Here is a 14,909-nt window from a genome sequence, read left to right on the forward strand (position 1 = left end):
GATGAATAATCAAAAATCAGACGAGAAAATCTTACAGGTTAAAAATTTACAAACGTGGTTTTGGACTGATGCCGGTATCGTAAAGGCTGTCGACGGTGTTTCTTTCGATTTGCATAAACGCGAAATGCTGGCGATTGTCGGCGAGTCCGGTTCGGGAAAGAGCGTAACCAACTTAGCGATTATGAACCTTATTCCCAATCCTCCGGGAAAAATCATCGGCGGTGAGGTGTGGTTCGGCGGCAAAGACGTGCTCAAGATGGATAAACAAGAGATTAGGCAGTTGCGGGGAAATAAAATCTCGATGATTTTCCAAGACCCGATGACGAGTCTTAATCCTTTCTTAAAAATTTCGACGCAGATGATAGAAACAATCCGGCTGCATCAGGGCTTATCGAAAAAAGATGCGCGTGACCGGGCAATTGAAATGCTCAAGCTGGTCGGCATCCCCGCAGCGGAAAAGCGGGTTGACTGTTATCCGCACCAGTTTTCCGGCGGTATGCGGCAGCGCGTTATGATTGCGATGGGGCTAAGCTGCGACCCCGAAGTGCTGATTGCCGACGAGCCGACCAGCGCGTTGGACGTTACCATTCAGGCACAGATTTTGGACTTAATCGGGGACTTGAGCGCCCGGCTCGGCACTGCCGTTATTTTGATTACCCACTCGCTCGGATTGGTGGCCGGTATGTGCGACCGCGTATGCGTTATGTATGCGGGTCGCATTGTAGAGCAGGGCGGGGTGGATGAACTGTTTGCAAATCCTGCGCACCCCTATACGCGCGGACTGATTAAATCGGTGCCGCGGATGGATAAGAAAAATACCGGACGTCTGTTCTCTATCAGCGGACAGCCGCCGAATGTTATCGACTTGCCGCCGTGCTGTCCGTTCTATCCGCGCTGTAGTGAAGCGATGCCGCAGTGTAAGACGGAGTATCCCGCTTCATACAGTCTTTCGCCCAGTCACCGCACGAGCTGCTGGCTCTATCAGTCGGGAAACGCTGCCAAGGAATCGGCCGCCGTATCGAATAGTGATGCAGCTGAATCTGCGGGAAATAACGAATAGGAGGCGCTTATCATGGAAGAAAAATATAACGAATCGGAAGCATTATTGACCGTCAAGGATTTAAAGATGCATTTTCCGTTTGCGGAAGGCGGCCTCTTCTCACGTAAGAAAGGTGCTATCCGTGCGGTGGATGGTATCAGTTTTTCGGTCAAAAAGGGTGAAACGCTCGGCCTTGTCGGGGAGTCCGGTTGCGGAAAATCAACCGCAGCCCGCGCCATTGCACAGCTGTATACGCCGACGTCGGGTTCCGTCCTGTTTAAGGGGATGGAGCTTGCGGGCTGTTCACGCCATACACTGATGCAGGCGCGAAAAGATATGCAGATGGTATTCCAAGATCCGTATGCATCGCTGAACCCGCGCATGACGGCAGGAAATATTATCGCGGAACCGATGCGGATTTTAACGAAGCGCGGCATCCTTTCGTATACTAAAAAAGAAATTGACGACCGTGTCGAGGTGTTAATGGAAAAGGTCGGACTTTCCCGCTTTTTCCGCAACCGGTACCCGCATGAGTTTTCAGGCGGGCAGCGGCAGCGTATCGGTATTGCCCGTGCGCTTGCACTTCAGCCGGAGTTAATTCTTGCGGATGAGCCGGTTAGCGCGCTCGACGTATCCATCCAAGCGCAGATTCTTAACCTCTTTAAGGATTTGCAGGATGAGTTCGGGCTTACCTATGTGTTTATCGCGCACGACCTTGCCGTTATCCAGTATATTTCCACGCGGGTTGCGGTTATGTACCTCGGTGTTATCGTAGAAATTGCGAATGCCGAAGAGCTCTACTCAAAGCCGCTGCACCCGTACACGGAAGCGCTCCTTTCCGCAGCTCCTATTCCGGATCCCGAAATCGAGCGTAAGCGCAAGCGCATTATCCTGTCGGGTGACGTACCTTCTCCTGCGGAAAAGCGCACGGGCTGCTATTTTTACGATCGCTGCCCCAAGCGTATGGAGCACTGCAAAAACACTATTCCGCAGCTGAAAGACAAAGGAAACGGCCACCAAGTTGCTTGCTTCCTCTGCGAATAAGCTGCCGCCGTTTTCGGCAAGCAATTGAAAATTGCAATGTTGTAAGTAAAAAAACATTACCAATTACAAATTAAATCGACCGTCCTCAAGTTGGAGAAGATTCCGGCATGGGGGCGTTTTTTTTGTGTGTTCGTAATTAAAATGGAAATTTTTTCTTGAGATTCTTAGCTATTTTTGTATCTGTGCTTCTGCATGAAACCACCGCCATCCATATTGCGGTACTGAAACGAGTTAGTGTTAAAACCATCACTTCTTAGCTTTTATTTTCAGAACTATGTCTTGAAACAAAGGCGGGTTCTTAGGGCAGAGCCCTAAGCCGTTATTTTCCTTTTTAGGGGTCGTAGGGGATATTTTTCTTTTTGTCGGAAAAAAAGAAAAATATCTCCTACTATCTTTCTTCCGTTGGTGCTTTGATTGGGGTATATACATAAAAGCCTTTTTTTGAGTGCAGTCCGAAAAGCTCGTGCAATACTTGCAGATCGGCGGTTTTATAAAATCGGGCATTTTCTGCGAGCAGCGTTTTTAAGATTTCATCGGCTACGGGCGGCTCTTTATATAAAACCTTTAACGAATACGTTTCTTTTATGCCTGCCTTTGTTGCGGCATAATTGACGGCATCGGTAAAACCACCTAATTCATCAGCGAGCTGCAACTCCTTCGCCTGCGCTCCGGAATAAATTTTCCCTTGAGCTAATTCTTCAACGGTTGCACGCGGGAGATTTCTGCCCTGCGCTACCGTATCTAAAAAGATTGAGTATGTATGCATAACTTCCAATTCCGATTGCGTTTTTTCTGCATCGGTCGGATTGCGGAAAATTGAGTAGGGCATACGGCCGGAAACACTGACTCCGTCTGCGCGGATTCCGAAGTATTCTTGTACCGCTTTTTGAATAGATGGTGAAACGGCAAAGACACCGATTGAACCGGTAATGGTATACGGTGAGCAAAAAATATAGTCGGCGGAAGAAGCAATCCAATATGCTCCCGAGGCTGCTATATCACCCATCGACACAACAACAGGCTTTCCGATTTTTTTCGACAATCTATCTAAACTTCTCCGTATATCCTCAGAAGCATTCACCTCTCCGCCGCCCGAATCAATCCGTAATACTACTGCTTTAATTGAATCGTCATCAGCAGCTTCGTCGAATAAATCTACGAGGGTAGGACTGTCCGCATTATCGGCAGTATTGCCGGTAGTTCCCGTAATCGAACCGGTTAAATAAATAACCCCGATCCGATTATCCGTTTCTTTCTTTTTAAAAGACTTATTATAGTTATTGTAGTTGATAAAATCCCGTGAAGAAAGGTTGTATGTTTCCTCATCCAATACACCGAGTTCAACGCCGCATTCTTCGTACGTGCCGATATCGGTGATCAGATTTGCATCAAGTGCCGCTTGGGCGCTGTTTCCGTTTACCTTCCGCAGTGCATCGTTATAGTTCACCGTATAGGCTTCAAAGCTATTCGCGTCGGCGGCTCTGTTTGTGGCTATATCCTGTAAGTATGTGTGCCATAAGTCTTTCAGTACGGATAGATTATTGTTACGCACTCCTTCAGACATTTCGGTACGGGTATAAGTTTCCGCCATCGACTTGAAAGCTCCCGCATGGGCAACATTCCATCGAACGCCGAGTTTATGTTCCATTTCTCCGTAGAAAAGCGATTCGGTGTAAAATCCCGATAAGTCTACCTCACCCATAGGATCAAGGTAGATATGGTCGGCAAAAGAGGCAATGTAATAGCGTCCTAATCCGTAGCTTGTTGAAAAAGCATAGAGTGGTTTATTGGACTCTTTATATTCAAGCAATGCCGTCTTTAATTCGGTAAAATGTCCTGTGGAAATACCGTAGAGACCGGTAAGATCGAGTAAAACTCCCGTTATCCGCCGGTCATGTGCGGCGTGGCGTAATGCATCGGTAATATCCGATAATAACACGGCATCGGAAGTTGTGTCTGACAGCAGGTAATTCCGCCAGACAAATTCATCCGGTTTTTCGGTAAGGCGTCCTGCCGGATTAATCAATAAAAGGGAGTCGGCATAAACCGTAATGCGGGTATTTTTTTGTTTCCCCGTGCCGTCATTGTATTTGTAAATACCTGCAATAAATAGAAAAAGCAAAATGAAAAATATAAGATTAAGAATAATGAGGCGAAGAAGATTAAGACCGCGAAAGATCGAACGAAAAAATCCGCGTTTTTTATCTTTCATAGGAAACTCCTTTGATATAGCGCTTTCTAAAAGATTATTTCGGTAAAACTGTATTATCGGTAAAAAAAGCTTATGCGGTGCGGGTTTGAATGAAAAGGGTCATCGGTTATCCGGAGATATCTATTGTATACATTCCGTATCTGACAGAAGGACTGCCCTGGGGGGGACTTGAACCCCCATGCCCGTGAAAGCACTAGTACCTGAAACTAGCGTGTCTACCAATTCCACCACCGGGGCAAAAGCGCATTGCAATGAACACATTATAGATAAAAAGAGGCTTTTGTCAATCGCTTTTTTTTGGTATACTTCTACAAATATGAGTGTATATCCGTCGGACAAACTATTTAAGCTGTTGCGAGGCATTATCATTGTTCTGATTGCGGCTATCATAATCGGAACAGTTATCGCTGTTGTCAAAAAGACAAAAGAACGGGCTTCCGGCCGGCAGGATGAGGAATCGGATGCGGGCGCCGTTTATATTCCTCCTAAGGAATATGCGTTGTATGGAGACCTTGGTCAGCTTCGCGCCATTACAGCCGATAATCCGCCGATCACTGTTATCCTCAAGCCTTTCCTTGAATATAAGGCTTCGGATACTGCGTTTCAGGAAGAACTGGTTGCACAAAAAGAAGCACTTAAAAAAAGCATACTCGATTGGTTCTCTCTCGAAAGTGCGTATCGGCTCAGCAGTGAATTGCCACAGGATATAAAACGGGCGCTTATGGAACGGATAAATAAGCAGCTCGTATTAGGCTCGATACATAATATCTACTTTGAAGAGTTCGTTATTCTCTATTAGTTAATAAGGAAGGAAGCAGTAAAAATGGTCGCAGTACAGATTATTATCGCCGTTATTCCGATTGTTGGAATTGTGATGGGAAGTGTTTTGGTCTTTTTTTATTTTTTATGGCGGCATAAGCAGATTATGCTTCAAATTAAGACGAACACCTATATCCAACCCGCTGTTAATATCCGCCTTTTTTGCTTGCTGTTAGGTATTATGCTGACCGTTATCGGCAGCGTGTTATTCGGACTATTCTATCTTATTGCCGGTGTCGGTTATATTCTACTTGGCGGGCTTATCCCGCTGGCGCTTGGTATCAGCCTTATTCTTTTTTATACTATTACGCACCGCAGCTGGAATAAAGAAGGGCAAAAATTCGCTGCTTTGCCGGAAGGAAAAACGGAGGGATAGGCGATGAATATGACAACCGATTATGCTGCCGTTTATAAAAAAGAAGGGCTTAATCAAACGCTGCGGGATTACGAGGTGTGCAAAGCGGTATTAAACGGCAATACACAGGCTTTCGCCGTTTTGGCGGCGCAATATCAAAAACGGGTCTATATGCTCGGGTTGAGCTTTTTTGACAACACCGACGATTGTGAAGACTTTGTGCAGGATGTGATGCTAAAGGCATACTCTGCATTGGGAACGTTCCGTGCGGAAGCTTCTTTTGCAACATGGCTGATGCGTATCGCCTATAATACGGCAATTAATTCGGTTAAAAAACGGCGGAGCTATACCTCGCTTGCAGATGGTACTGAAATTGAGTATCGGGGGGATAATCCCGAAGAAAAACATTTGAATGAATGTATCATCTTGTCGGTACGTGAGGCAGTAAGTAATTTACCCGATAGTTACCGTATTTGTATTGACCTCTATTTCTTTTACGATATGAGTTATACCGACATTGCGGCTGTCACCGAACTACCGTTGAACACGATAAAATCCCATATTTTCCGTGCAAAAAAGATTTTACGGGAATATCTTAAAGAAGACCGTGCGGTCTTTGAATACACACATCGGGGATCGAATTTTGCGTATCCGGCCGTTGTACCCCATTAGTAATTATGGATGGAGATTCTATGCATTGTGATATTTTTCAAGATCAGTATCTTTTACTCGATAAACATGAACCGATGCCGACAGGGCTCAAAATGCATCTTTTATGCTGTTCATCGTGTCGGCAAGCCGTTAACCGGATAGCGGCTGCAGAGAATGTTCAACGGCATATACTGCACACACCTATTGCAGCCGATGAGCGGATGCTCAATACTACGATGAGAGCAATACACTTGCTGAATAAACAGAGTGCACCGATTGCTGCCCGACAGGAGCAAAACAAAACAATTCTTCCGTGGATCGCGGTTGGCACATTTCTGATACTCGGATTTATTCTCCTTCCATTCAGCGATATGGGTAAAATCGATTTAAGCCAATTCGGCGATTCTTTTTGGATTCCCTTTGCGCTTTTATGTGCCGGCAGTATTGTTACCTATTCTGCCGTATTCCTTGCAAAGAACTTGGTGTTTTTTACCGAAAAATTTACGCCGCAAATCTAAATCAACACCCCCGATGCGAGCGTTGCCGAGGATGACGGGTATTAAACCCTTGCACGAATCAAGTTTCTTTCTGTTCTTCTTTGTATTACCTACAGAGTAGATGTGGTAAGTTGTTGATAATGGGAGAGGTGTTACCCTATCACACTTTTGATGAAAGGCAGTACTGCGATAAACGAAAAAATAAAGATGGCGCTGTAAGCCGCCAGTGAGAGCACTAATGCGGTGGTTTCGGCATATTTTTGTGTTTTGCCGATTCGCTTAAACAACCGCTGCCGTCCCGTCCATGCGAGGTATGCTGCAACGGTGATGGGAATTGCCATGCCCGCCGATATACCGATAACCGCAATGATACCGATACCCGCCGCATCCAATGTAGAAACCAGTACCAGCACGAGCAAAGCCGCAGGACAGGGATACATACCGCTAAGTAAAAAAGCGCCCCATTGTATATTCTCTGTGCTGCGGTGCTGTGGACGGTAGTTTTTATACCGTGCGGAACCGTAGCTGCCGGTATTGTATGTCGGTTTGCCATTTTGATCGGACGTGAGTGATCGACGGCTGAAACGAAGCCGGGGAAACCGATTGGGGAATGCACCGGACAACAGATGCAAGATGGAAGCTACGGAAAGCAGCAGCAGTAGGATAAACGAAAAACCTTCAAGGTAAATTGCTGCAGAGTCGGTATGTGCGGATAACGCGCCGCTCACATTGCGGAAGATTAACAGTAACAAGAGGCTGGTTATACCGTGCAGCCCCGCTAAGGTGAGGCTGGTTACAGCGGGCTCCCACACGGGGGCTTGCCGAGTCAGATAAAATGAGAACACCAGTGTTTTCCGGTGTCCCGGCCCCAGCGCATGCATAATCCCATAAAAGAAGGCGAGTCCGATAATTGTCCAAAATGCTTGTGCCGAATGTGTCTGCGTCCACTCATAGATGGAATCGCCGAGCTTTGTGTGCAGCTGCGCTTGTCGGTTTACAATAAAATCAGCCGGTTTCTCCGTGCGGACGGGAGCAGGCGTATTTTTTTTGCCGGTAAAGGGGTTTGCCCAGAGAGCGCCGGTTATAATACAGAATACAAACAAGATAACTCCGTATCGCATTCGGTGTTCCTTAGTAGGTAATATGAATTTCTTTTGGGTAGTAGGTTTGCAAACCCGGTTTCCACGAATCATACATGGTTGTCATATCGGCGGTATCGAAAGGGTCGTAGTACACAGGATATTTTTTGTTTTCGGCAATCGTATATCTTGGAGCCGTTTTACCGAAAGACCCGCGAAAGAGTACCGGAGATTTTTCATCATACCGGAAATCACAGAAAAAGCTGTAATCGTATACGGCAAAATAAAAATCACCGCTGTATTTTGACAAATCAACATAAAATCGATACGAAGCGATGCCGTCTTTTTGCCATACGGAAAAATCGCTTACCTTTTCGGGGCTACGGCGCTTATCTCCCTGCCGGATAAAGGTAAAATACGAGTAGTTTTTAGTGTTGATAAAAGCATTGTCATAGACATCTTTTGTTTCAGCTTTATCAAAAAGTCCGTCTCGGTTCAGATCGTAGCCCTGAATAATATCCGCACTGAAGAAACGGTCAAACGTCCACGTTTCATACGCCCCTAAGACTTTTCCTTCATTTAATACAAACTCCGTTTGAGCGGAAATAAAGAGGTGCGGATGGGCTATCAGTTGAAGCGGCGCCGTAAACAGCAAGGTACTTAGCAAAATCGAAATGCATACTATTTTTTTATGTGTATACCGTATCATTCTTTATACCTCAGGTTATATTTTTATACTGGAAAGTCTCACAAAATTTCCATATTTACGTGCTTCTTTTTACACTATAGGGCGGATATAAAAAAAGAGTCCTTACTGAGGACTCTTTTTAGTAAGAATAAAAACGGATATTTAGACTTTCTTAACAACATAGTTGCTCTTTAAGCAGCGGGAACACAGTTTCAATGTTAACGTTCTACCGTCAATTTCCGTTTTTACGTCGATAAGGTTGGGGCGCCATACGCGGCGTTGGTGATTCATCGATTTACTAACCGTATTACCGCTCATCGGCCCTTTCCCACAAATATCGCATCTGCGTGCCATAGTTCACCTTCCTTAGATTTATCTATTCAAAATAAAACGCAGGATAGTATACTGTAAAACGAATGTTATGTCAATCTTGCGCATTGCCTCACGTTAAATCTAACCGAAAAAGAAGCGGTGCATCACGTAAAAATCTAACCCAAAATAGAAGCCCAAAGGAAGGGCGCAATGGGGTTAGACATGAAAACGAAAAAGAAATTAACCGAAGAGACGGCGAAGCGTTACTGTACGGCAAGCAAAAAGAACAAGACGAAAATAATCGATGAGTTCATCGCAACAACCGGTTACAATCGAAAGTATGCCATTCACGTTCTGAAAACAGTGCCTACGTAAAAGTCACGCACTTTAACAATGTCGCAAGACAGAGCGTACAGGTCATTACAAAGACAGGTAAAAGCGGAAGTATGAAAATACTACGGGCAAGACGTACAACAAGAAGTCATCCGGCTGTGGATTTTTTCGATGTATCTGTGTGCAAAACGTCTTGTGCCGTTCATTCGGGATAATATCGATTACTTTGCTCAAAAGTTCAGCTATGATGAAAACTGAAAACAAAACTCACCCGCATATCAAGCGCGACAGTCGGCAGGATTCTCAAACCGGAAATTCCAAAACATTCCATCCGCGGTATTTCAACAACACGACCTGCAAAGAATCTTAACAAGCTCATCCCCATCCGTACCTTTTTCGATTGGGATGAACGTAAGCCGGGTTTTTTTGAGGTTGACACCGTTGCCAACTGCGGCATAAGTACCCAAGGACAGTATATTTGCACGCTTACCCTTACCGATGTCCATTCAGGCTGGACGGAAAACCGAGCCCTTTTAAACAAAGCTCATCGTTGGGTAAAAGAAGCAATAGAAGATGTGAAAGAAAAGCTCCCGTTTCAGATGAAAGGTATTGATAGCGACAACGGAAGTGAGTTCAAAAATACACAGCTGTTGCAATGGTGTAAAAGTAATGAGATTATCTTCACTCGGAGCCGATCGTATAAAAAGAATGATAATTGTTTTGTTGAACAGAAAAATGATAGTGTCGTAAGGCACATTGTCGGTTACTATCGCTTTGAGGGAGAAGCTGCGCGAGCGGTTATGGCTGACCTTTATCAGCAGTATAATACACTGGTCAATTTCTTTTTTCCTTCGATGAAAATTATTTCAAAAAAACGGATAGACGCAAAGGTCACAAAGAAATATGATACGGCAAAGACTCCGTATTGCAGGCTGATGGAAAGCTCTGATGTAAGCGAGGCGGTAAAAGCTGAGCTGTGCCGCAGGAAGAACAACTTGGATTTACAACAACTGCTTGAAACAACGCAATGCTTGCAGAGTAAACTTATCTCTATGGCTCAGTCTTGGTCATAGATAGCTACGGTTAGATTTTTACATGAGTAACCGCAATCCTTTCGGTTAGATTTTTACGTGAGTAAATACGTCTTGAAACTGGGGGGCAAACGCTGCAACGAACTTAGGGATCAACTGTTCGGCAATCCCTTCTATATAAAGTCCTGCGGCCTGCTTATGCCCGCCGCCGCCGAAAGAGGATGCGATAATACTGACATCGATAGTATCGAGAGAGCGAAAACCGACACTACAATGCGTTTCGGTATCCTGTCGGACAATGCAAATTGCCTTTACCCCCGCGATGCTCTGAATAAGCTGATATGCCATATCGGAATCCCTGTTCTCGATGCCGATTTCTTGTTTGTCTTGGTACGTTTCATACGAAACGATGAGTCTCCCGTCATAATACGGCTTCATGCGGGCTAATACACGCGAGATAAGTATCCGTGAACCGAAAGATTTACCGCCGTTAATCGCTGCAAATGTATATTTGGGGTTTGCGCCTGCCTGTACCAGCCGTGCAGTATGAGCAAAAACCTCGCCGCTCCGTTCATCCAAGTGACGGAAAAAGCCGGTATCGGTACAAAGACCGAAGAACAACATCTCCGCTTCCTCCCGTGTTACGGAGCCGGTCATCTTTTCGATAATCGTTTGGATAATAAATGTTGTTGAAGGAGCTTCCGCATATACAAGCGAGCTTGCTTCATTTGTCGTATTGGTGGCATGATGATCGATACAGATCGAAGGAAAATATGTAAGTTCTTCAGCAATATTGCCCGTTCGGTCTATCCCGGAACAGTCAACAATGATGACACCGGTTTTTTCAGGGTTTTTGATGAGTGATTCCGGCACATGAGCGGAAAAAAGCGGTTCATACATCCGAATTTCCGACCGCTGGAACGGTCCGGCAGAGAGCATCTGTGTCTTTTTTCCCAGTCGTTGTAAAAAAAGTGACATTGCGATACTGCTTCCGATACAATCTCCGTCAGGCTCTTTATGGCCGACTATGAGGAACATCGGATAGAAATGTAAAAAATCGATTAACTTTTGCGGAACGGCAGGTGTAATAATATTATTCATGAATAACCTAAGTTTAAATGGGAAACGGGCACATAGTGTTAAGATGACGGGGAGCTCTGAAAATCAATCGAATTTTTAGAGCTCTTTATGCCCACTTTCGGTATAGATTAGAATTCAAGTGCGAGTGTCTCTACCCCGTCAAATTTATCATTGTACTGTTGGGGATTGGGTAATATACCCCATGTTGAAGTATTTAAATCTTGCCGCGGGGCAGAAATTCTAATGTATTCACATTTTCCGTCACGGATAAAGAAAGACAAATACGGATTAATGCGGGTATTAATGAATGAAATATCCGCTTTGCCTTCTTTCGGGCTAAACCATTCAAACGGGATAAAGGCCTCTCCGGTATTTAAACCTGCTCGCCGATAGATAACATAGTATCCTTTTGGATGGGAAAATATTTTTAAAAGCTGGGTATTAACGTAATACACATCAGCTTCTTTTGATTCGGCAGCAAGCGGAAATACGCTTATAGCTCCAAACAGCAAAACGCAGAGAACAAAATAACGGGATATCTTTTTCATAAGGCTCCTCCACAGAGTATGATGACAAAATTATAGCAACGAACATTAAAAATTGCAAGGCAGCGCATTGTCTTCGACAATTCATACTGTACATATGATACCTTTTGTGATTGTATATTTGTATGAATAAAACCGTTCTCCATAAACCAATAGCACACAACGCCCGTTTCTCTTTTTCATATTCCGGCGGAAACGGCGGGCAAAGGGAAAAAGAGAATCCTAGTATGACAGCCGGAACAAGATGTAAAAAGAAACACAAGCGAGATTTCGAGCGGGAAAAAGTTACAATTCTGTATGAAGATGAGTATCTTGCGGTGATTTACAAGCCGGACGGAATGCTTTCCGTGCCGTATCCGGGGAGCCGTGCGCAGACTGCTCTTGAAATTCTTGAGCGAATAATGCGCAAAAAGGGGACGTATTCTCAAGCTCATAGACCGTTTGCGGTTCACCGCCTTGATCGAGAAACATCAGGGGTAATGATGTTTGCAATGACGGAAAAATCCCAAAAAAAGATTATGGATAATTGGCAGACTCTTGTCACGGGGCGTATTTACCGTGCCGTTGCGGAAAACCCTGCGAAGGAAAATTATGCGCGGAGCACGCTCGGCGTAATTAAGAACAGCGGTACGATTAACGATGAAATTGCATACAATGCGCACAATCGGGGGTTTGTTCCGCATGATAAAGCCCGCTTTAAGACGGTAAGCGCTATAACTCATTACAAAATAATTGAGCGCGGTGTGCATCATACGCTTTTTGAATTAAGCCTTGAAACGGGACGAAAGAATCAAATCCGGGCACATTTGGCATCAAAAGGGTATGTTCTTGCCGGAGATGAAAATTACCGAGCAAAGACCAATCCTTTTGGACGGCTTGCCCTTCATGCGCGGACGCTCGAATTTAATCATCCGTTTACGGGAGAACATTTAACATTTGAAATCCCCGAACCCGAAAAATGGCTTTTATGTGTCAAAAGCGGAGATAGACGTAGTACGGCCAAACGCCCAAGATAAACCGCATCGGAAATATTACCTATAGGGCATTTTTAAGAGCCGTTTTCCGGGCGGCGGCAATGACTTCTTCCGCTTGAGCTTGCGTGATCCGCGCCGCGGCGGCAGCCGCTTCCACGGAAGCGGCTGCAAGCTTTTCAATACTTGAAAAGCTGCGCAGCAAACGCGCAGCCCGTTTTTCCCCGATGTGGGGTAGCTGTTCAAATTGTAAGTGCAGTTCCTCTTTTGAGCGTAACCGGTTGTTGCGAGTGTTGGCAAACCGGTGCGTTTCGTCGCGTACCCGCTGGAGAACCCGTAAGGCTGCGCTCCGCCGCGGCAGTACAATCGGCTTGTTGATATGCGGCCGGTAGAGCTCTTCATTTTTTTCTGCAAGCCCCACTAACGGAATGTCAAGCTCCAAGGCATCGAGTACCGCCTTGGCCGCATTCACCTGTCCGATACCGCCGTCTATCATAATCAGGTCGGGCAGCTCCGCCGCCTCGTTCAGCAAACGGGTATACCGCCGCGCCACCGCTTCCCGCATGGAGGCATAGTCGTCGATAATACCGTCCGTAGTGCGTAGCCTGAAAATCCGGTAGTTCTTTTTGTCGGGATTGCCGTCCTTAAACGAGATGAGGCTTGCAACGGTGTACTTGCCGTGCAAATGAGCGATATCGAAACCTTCGATGCGATGGGGCGGCCGGTCAAGCGATAATATTTTTTGGAGTTCTTCCAGGGCAGGGAAGTCTCCCAGCTCCTTTACGCGGCGGGCAGCGTCCTCTTTTGCGTTAAACTGCGCCATTGCAAGCGCCGCTTTATGCCGCCGAAGGACGGAAGGAGGCAGACGGTCTGCTGCCGACCGCTCCGGTATCTCCGACCTATCTACGCTATTTGATGAAGCCGCTGTTTGTTTTGCTGTCTCCGGTTCGCTTGCGCTGCCGGATACCGGTGTGGTATCAGCCTCATCAGGTGTAACGGCGCCATATACCGGCGTTTTTTCGGCGGCTGCCGCTTCGGTGTTATCAATATGATATGAATGTTCGTTCACAGCGGTGAGGCTTTCCGTATCCGTTGCAGAGGCTTGTTTCCGCTCTTCCAACGGAATCGCCGTGATGGTAACTTTAACGCCGAGCTGGTCGGCAAACCATTGCTCTGCGAGTTCATATTCCTGTCCCGCACACACGAAGATATGCGGCGGAGTCTGCTTCGGGTCGGTATAGTATGCAATTAAAAATTCAGGTAATACCTCGGCTTCATCTTTGAGACTTTCCGTTCGGTATAAGTCCCGTCCGACAACCTTGCCACCCCGCATTTTAAAGACCGTAAAGGTGATCAGCGCTCCCTCCGCCGCCCAGCCGATATAGTCGCGAGCTTCCGGATCCATATCTTCAACGGAGTTTTGGCCTCGAAGCGCCCGTACCGCTTGCACCCCGTCTCTGATATGGGCGGCCTTTTCAAATTCACGGGCTGCTGCTGCTGCTTTCATCTTTTCCGTTAATTCGGCGAGCGGTTTTTTCAAGTCTCCTTCAAGCAGCAGCGCAATTTCATCAATATCCTTTCGATAGTCGGTTTCGGAAATTTTATCCGCACAGGGTGCACTGCATCGGCCGATATGAAAATACAGACAGGGTTCACGCTTTTTTAGACGCTTGCATTGCCTCAGTGTATATGTCCGTTTAATGAGCGACAAAAAATCATCAACAGCGGGCACATTGGGAAAGGGGCCGAAATATCGGGCGCCGTCGTTTTGTATCCGCCGCGTCCGGTACAGCCGGGGATAACGTTCATTGGTGATTTTGAGCACGGGATAGGTTTTCCCGTCTTTGAGATTGATGTTGTAGCGCGGCTTGTATTTTTTAATCAGATTATTTTCAAGCAGCAGCGCTTCATACTCATTATCGGTTTGAATATACTCGATACGGCGCGCACGCGAAACGAGGATACGGGTTTTTATATCCCGCTTTGACGCAAAATACGAACTCAGTCTATTCTTGAGCGATTTCGCCTTTCCGACATAAATAACGATATCTTTTTCATCTCGCCACAGATACACGCCGCTGGTTTTAGGCGCCGACAGCGCATATTGATGAAGCGCTTCCCGCACATCCGCTTGTTCACTCATACCGTAAGGATAATACTAAGACCGATGCGTAATGGCAATATTGATAGAGCATAACCGGATATTTTTATCATTCATGAGCTATGCTAAATACTCAGTTAGATTTAATTTAA

At 45.9% G+C, this 14,909-nt stretch carries 16 protein-coding genes and 1 tRNA gene; 9 read left to right on the plus strand and 8 right to left on the minus strand.

The features are described 5' to 3' along the window. Nucleotide 1 precedes the first annotated feature (1 nt). Nucleotides 2-1,060, plus strand: coding sequence for an ABC transporter ATP-binding protein (locus tag GWP43_RS03535; RefSeq protein WP_162662752.1), 1,059 nt, complete (start codon nt 2-4; stop codon nt 1,058-1,060). Between the two features lie 12 nt (nt 1,061-1,072). After that, a complete protein-coding gene (locus tag GWP43_RS03540) occupies nt 1,073-2,083 on the plus strand; it encodes an ABC transporter ATP-binding protein (RefSeq protein ID WP_162662754.1) in 1,011 nt (336 codons plus the stop codon). A 388-nt stretch (nt 2,084-2,471) separates the two neighbouring features. Here GWP43_RS03540 and sppA read toward each other — a convergent pair whose 3' ends face one another. Then, nucleotides 2,472-4,295 carry a signal peptide peptidase SppA gene (gene sppA, locus GWP43_RS03545; RefSeq protein WP_162662756.1) on the minus strand — a complete coding sequence of 608 codons (1,824 nt, stop codon included), beginning with the start codon at nt 4,293-4,295 and terminating at the stop codon, nt 2,472-2,474. Nucleotides 4,296-4,448: 153 nt separating this feature from the next. Continuing rightward, nucleotides 4,449-4,532 (minus strand) — tRNA-Leu (locus GWP43_RS03550). Between the two features lie 79 nt (nt 4,533-4,611). Here GWP43_RS03550 and GWP43_RS03555 point away from each other — a divergent pair. The 4 genes from GWP43_RS03555 to GWP43_RS03570 are packed head-to-tail and all read left to right on the plus strand — an operon-like array spanning nt 4,612 to nt 6,638. Further along, complete coding sequence (locus GWP43_RS03555; RefSeq protein WP_162662758.1) at nt 4,612-5,094, plus strand: flagellar basal body-associated FliL family protein; 483 nt, start codon at nt 4,612-4,614, stop codon at nt 5,092-5,094. Between the two features lie 24 nt (nt 5,095-5,118). Then, nucleotides 5,119-5,490 carry a hypothetical protein gene (locus GWP43_RS03560; protein ID WP_162662760.1) on the plus strand — a complete coding sequence of 124 codons (372 nt, stop codon included), beginning with the start codon at nt 5,119-5,121 and terminating at the stop codon, nt 5,488-5,490. Nucleotides 5,491-5,493: 3 nt separating this feature from the next. Further along, the gene (locus GWP43_RS03565) at nt 5,494-6,141 is read left to right on the plus strand and encodes an RNA polymerase sigma factor (RefSeq protein WP_162662762.1); all 648 of its coding nucleotides are present in this window, start codon (nt 5,494-5,496) and stop codon (nt 6,139-6,141) included. Nucleotides 6,142-6,161: 20 nt separating this feature from the next. Then, a complete protein-coding gene (locus tag GWP43_RS03570; protein WP_162662764.1) occupies nt 6,162-6,638 on the plus strand; it encodes a hypothetical protein in 477 nt (158 codons plus the stop codon). Nucleotides 6,639-6,769: 131 nt separating this feature from the next. Here GWP43_RS03570 and GWP43_RS03575 read toward each other — a convergent pair whose 3' ends face one another. The 3 genes from GWP43_RS03575 to rpmB form a co-directional block, all read right to left on the minus strand. After that, entirely contained in the window at nt 6,770-7,738 is a 969-nt protein-coding gene (locus GWP43_RS03575) for a HoxN/HupN/NixA family nickel/cobalt transporter (RefSeq protein ID WP_230978006.1), read from the minus strand. 10 nt (nt 7,739-7,748) lie between these two features. Further along, the gene (locus tag GWP43_RS03580; RefSeq protein WP_162662768.1) at nt 7,749-8,405 is read right to left on the minus strand and encodes a DUF1007 family protein; all 657 of its coding nucleotides are present in this window, start codon (nt 8,403-8,405) and stop codon (nt 7,749-7,751) included. A 141-nt stretch (nt 8,406-8,546) separates the two neighbouring features. Continuing rightward, entirely contained in the window at nt 8,547-8,738 is a 192-nt protein-coding gene (gene rpmB / locus GWP43_RS03585) for a 50S ribosomal protein L28 (RefSeq protein ID WP_006189625.1), read from the minus strand. 168 nt (nt 8,739-8,906) lie between these two features. Between rpmB and GWP43_RS14470 the strand changes: the two genes are divergently transcribed. Together GWP43_RS14470 and GWP43_RS14475 are read left to right on the plus strand one after the other, a co-directional pair. Next, on the plus strand, nt 8,907-9,071 hold the full coding sequence (locus tag GWP43_RS14470; RefSeq protein ID WP_230978007.1) for a hypothetical protein: 165 nt from the start codon (nt 8,907-8,909) through the stop codon (nt 9,069-9,071). Between the two features lie 413 nt (nt 9,072-9,484). After that, nucleotides 9,485-10,102 carry an integrase catalytic domain-containing protein gene (locus GWP43_RS14475; RefSeq protein WP_330997105.1) on the plus strand — a complete coding sequence of 206 codons (618 nt, stop codon included), beginning with the start codon at nt 9,485-9,487 and terminating at the stop codon, nt 10,100-10,102. 45 nt (nt 10,103-10,147) lie between these two features. On the opposite strand, the gene GWP43_RS03595 is transcribed toward GWP43_RS14475, so the two are convergent. Beyond that, the gene (locus GWP43_RS03595; protein WP_162662770.1) at nt 10,148-11,161 is read right to left on the minus strand and encodes a DHH family phosphoesterase; all 1,014 of its coding nucleotides are present in this window, start codon (nt 11,159-11,161) and stop codon (nt 10,148-10,150) included. 107 nt (nt 11,162-11,268) lie between these two features. Beyond that, on the minus strand, nt 11,269-11,688 hold the full coding sequence (locus GWP43_RS03600) for a hypothetical protein (RefSeq protein WP_162662772.1): 420 nt from the start codon (nt 11,686-11,688) through the stop codon (nt 11,269-11,271). Nucleotides 11,689-11,810: 122 nt separating this feature from the next. Between GWP43_RS03600 and GWP43_RS03605 the strand changes: the two genes are divergently transcribed. Beyond that, a complete protein-coding gene (locus GWP43_RS03605) occupies nt 11,811-12,701 on the plus strand; it encodes an RluA family pseudouridine synthase (protein ID WP_162662774.1) in 891 nt (296 codons plus the stop codon). A gap of 19 nt (nt 12,702-12,720) precedes the next feature. On the opposite strand, the gene uvrC is transcribed toward GWP43_RS03605, so the two are convergent. Beyond that, nucleotides 12,721-14,799, minus strand: coding sequence for an excinuclease ABC subunit UvrC (gene uvrC / locus GWP43_RS03610; protein ID WP_162662776.1), 2,079 nt, complete (start codon nt 14,797-14,799; stop codon nt 12,721-12,723). Between the last annotated feature and the right edge of the window lie 110 nt (nt 14,800-14,909).

The organism is Treponema vincentii, from assembly GCF_010365865.1.
In the GTDB taxonomy this organism is placed as follows: Bacteria; Spirochaetota; Spirochaetia; order Treponematales; family Treponemataceae; genus Treponema.

Excerpts from the sequence above, each read along its gene's own strand:
- GWP43_RS03535 (WP_162662752.1), top strand. The coding sequence starts at position 2 with ATGAATAATCAAAAATCAGACGAGAAAATCTTACAGGTTAAAAATTTA.
- GWP43_RS03540 (WP_162662754.1), top strand. The coding sequence starts at position 1,073 with ATGGAAGAAAAATATAACGAATCGGAAGCATTATTGACCGTCAAGGAT.
- sppA (WP_162662756.1), bottom strand. The coding sequence starts at position 4,295 with ATGAAAGATAAAAAACGCGGATTTTTTCGTTCGATCTTTCGCGGTCTT.
- GWP43_RS03555 (WP_162662758.1), top strand. The coding sequence starts at position 4,612 with ATGAGTGTATATCCGTCGGACAAACTATTTAAGCTGTTGCGAGGCATT.
- GWP43_RS03560 (WP_162662760.1), top strand. The coding sequence starts at position 5,119 with ATGGTCGCAGTACAGATTATTATCGCCGTTATTCCGATTGTTGGAATT.
- GWP43_RS03565 (WP_162662762.1), top strand. The coding sequence starts at position 5,494 with ATGAATATGACAACCGATTATGCTGCCGTTTATAAAAAAGAAGGGCTT.
- GWP43_RS03570 (WP_162662764.1), top strand. The coding sequence starts at position 6,162 with ATGCATTGTGATATTTTTCAAGATCAGTATCTTTTACTCGATAAACAT.
- GWP43_RS03575 (WP_230978006.1), bottom strand. The coding sequence starts at position 7,738 with ATGCGATACGGAGTTATCTTGTTTGTATTCTGTATTATAACCGGCGCT.
- GWP43_RS03580 (WP_162662768.1), bottom strand. The coding sequence starts at position 8,405 with ATGATACGGTATACACATAAAAAAATAGTATGCATTTCGATTTTGCTA.
- rpmB (WP_006189625.1), bottom strand. The coding sequence starts at position 8,738 with ATGGCACGCAGATGCGATATTTGTGGGAAAGGGCCGATGAGCGGTAAT.
- GWP43_RS14470 (WP_230978007.1), top strand. The coding sequence starts at position 8,907 with ATGGGGTTAGACATGAAAACGAAAAAGAAATTAACCGAAGAGACGGCG.
- GWP43_RS03595 (WP_162662770.1), bottom strand. The coding sequence starts at position 11,161 with ATGAATAATATTATTACACCTGCCGTTCCGCAAAAGTTAATCGATTTT.
- GWP43_RS03600 (WP_162662772.1), bottom strand. The coding sequence starts at position 11,688 with ATGAAAAAGATATCCCGTTATTTTGTTCTCTGCGTTTTGCTGTTTGGA.
- GWP43_RS03605 (WP_162662774.1), top strand. The coding sequence starts at position 11,811 with ATGAATAAAACCGTTCTCCATAAACCAATAGCACACAACGCCCGTTTC.
- uvrC (WP_162662776.1), bottom strand. The coding sequence starts at position 14,799 with ATGAGTGAACAAGCGGATGTGCGGGAAGCGCTTCATCAATATGCGCTG.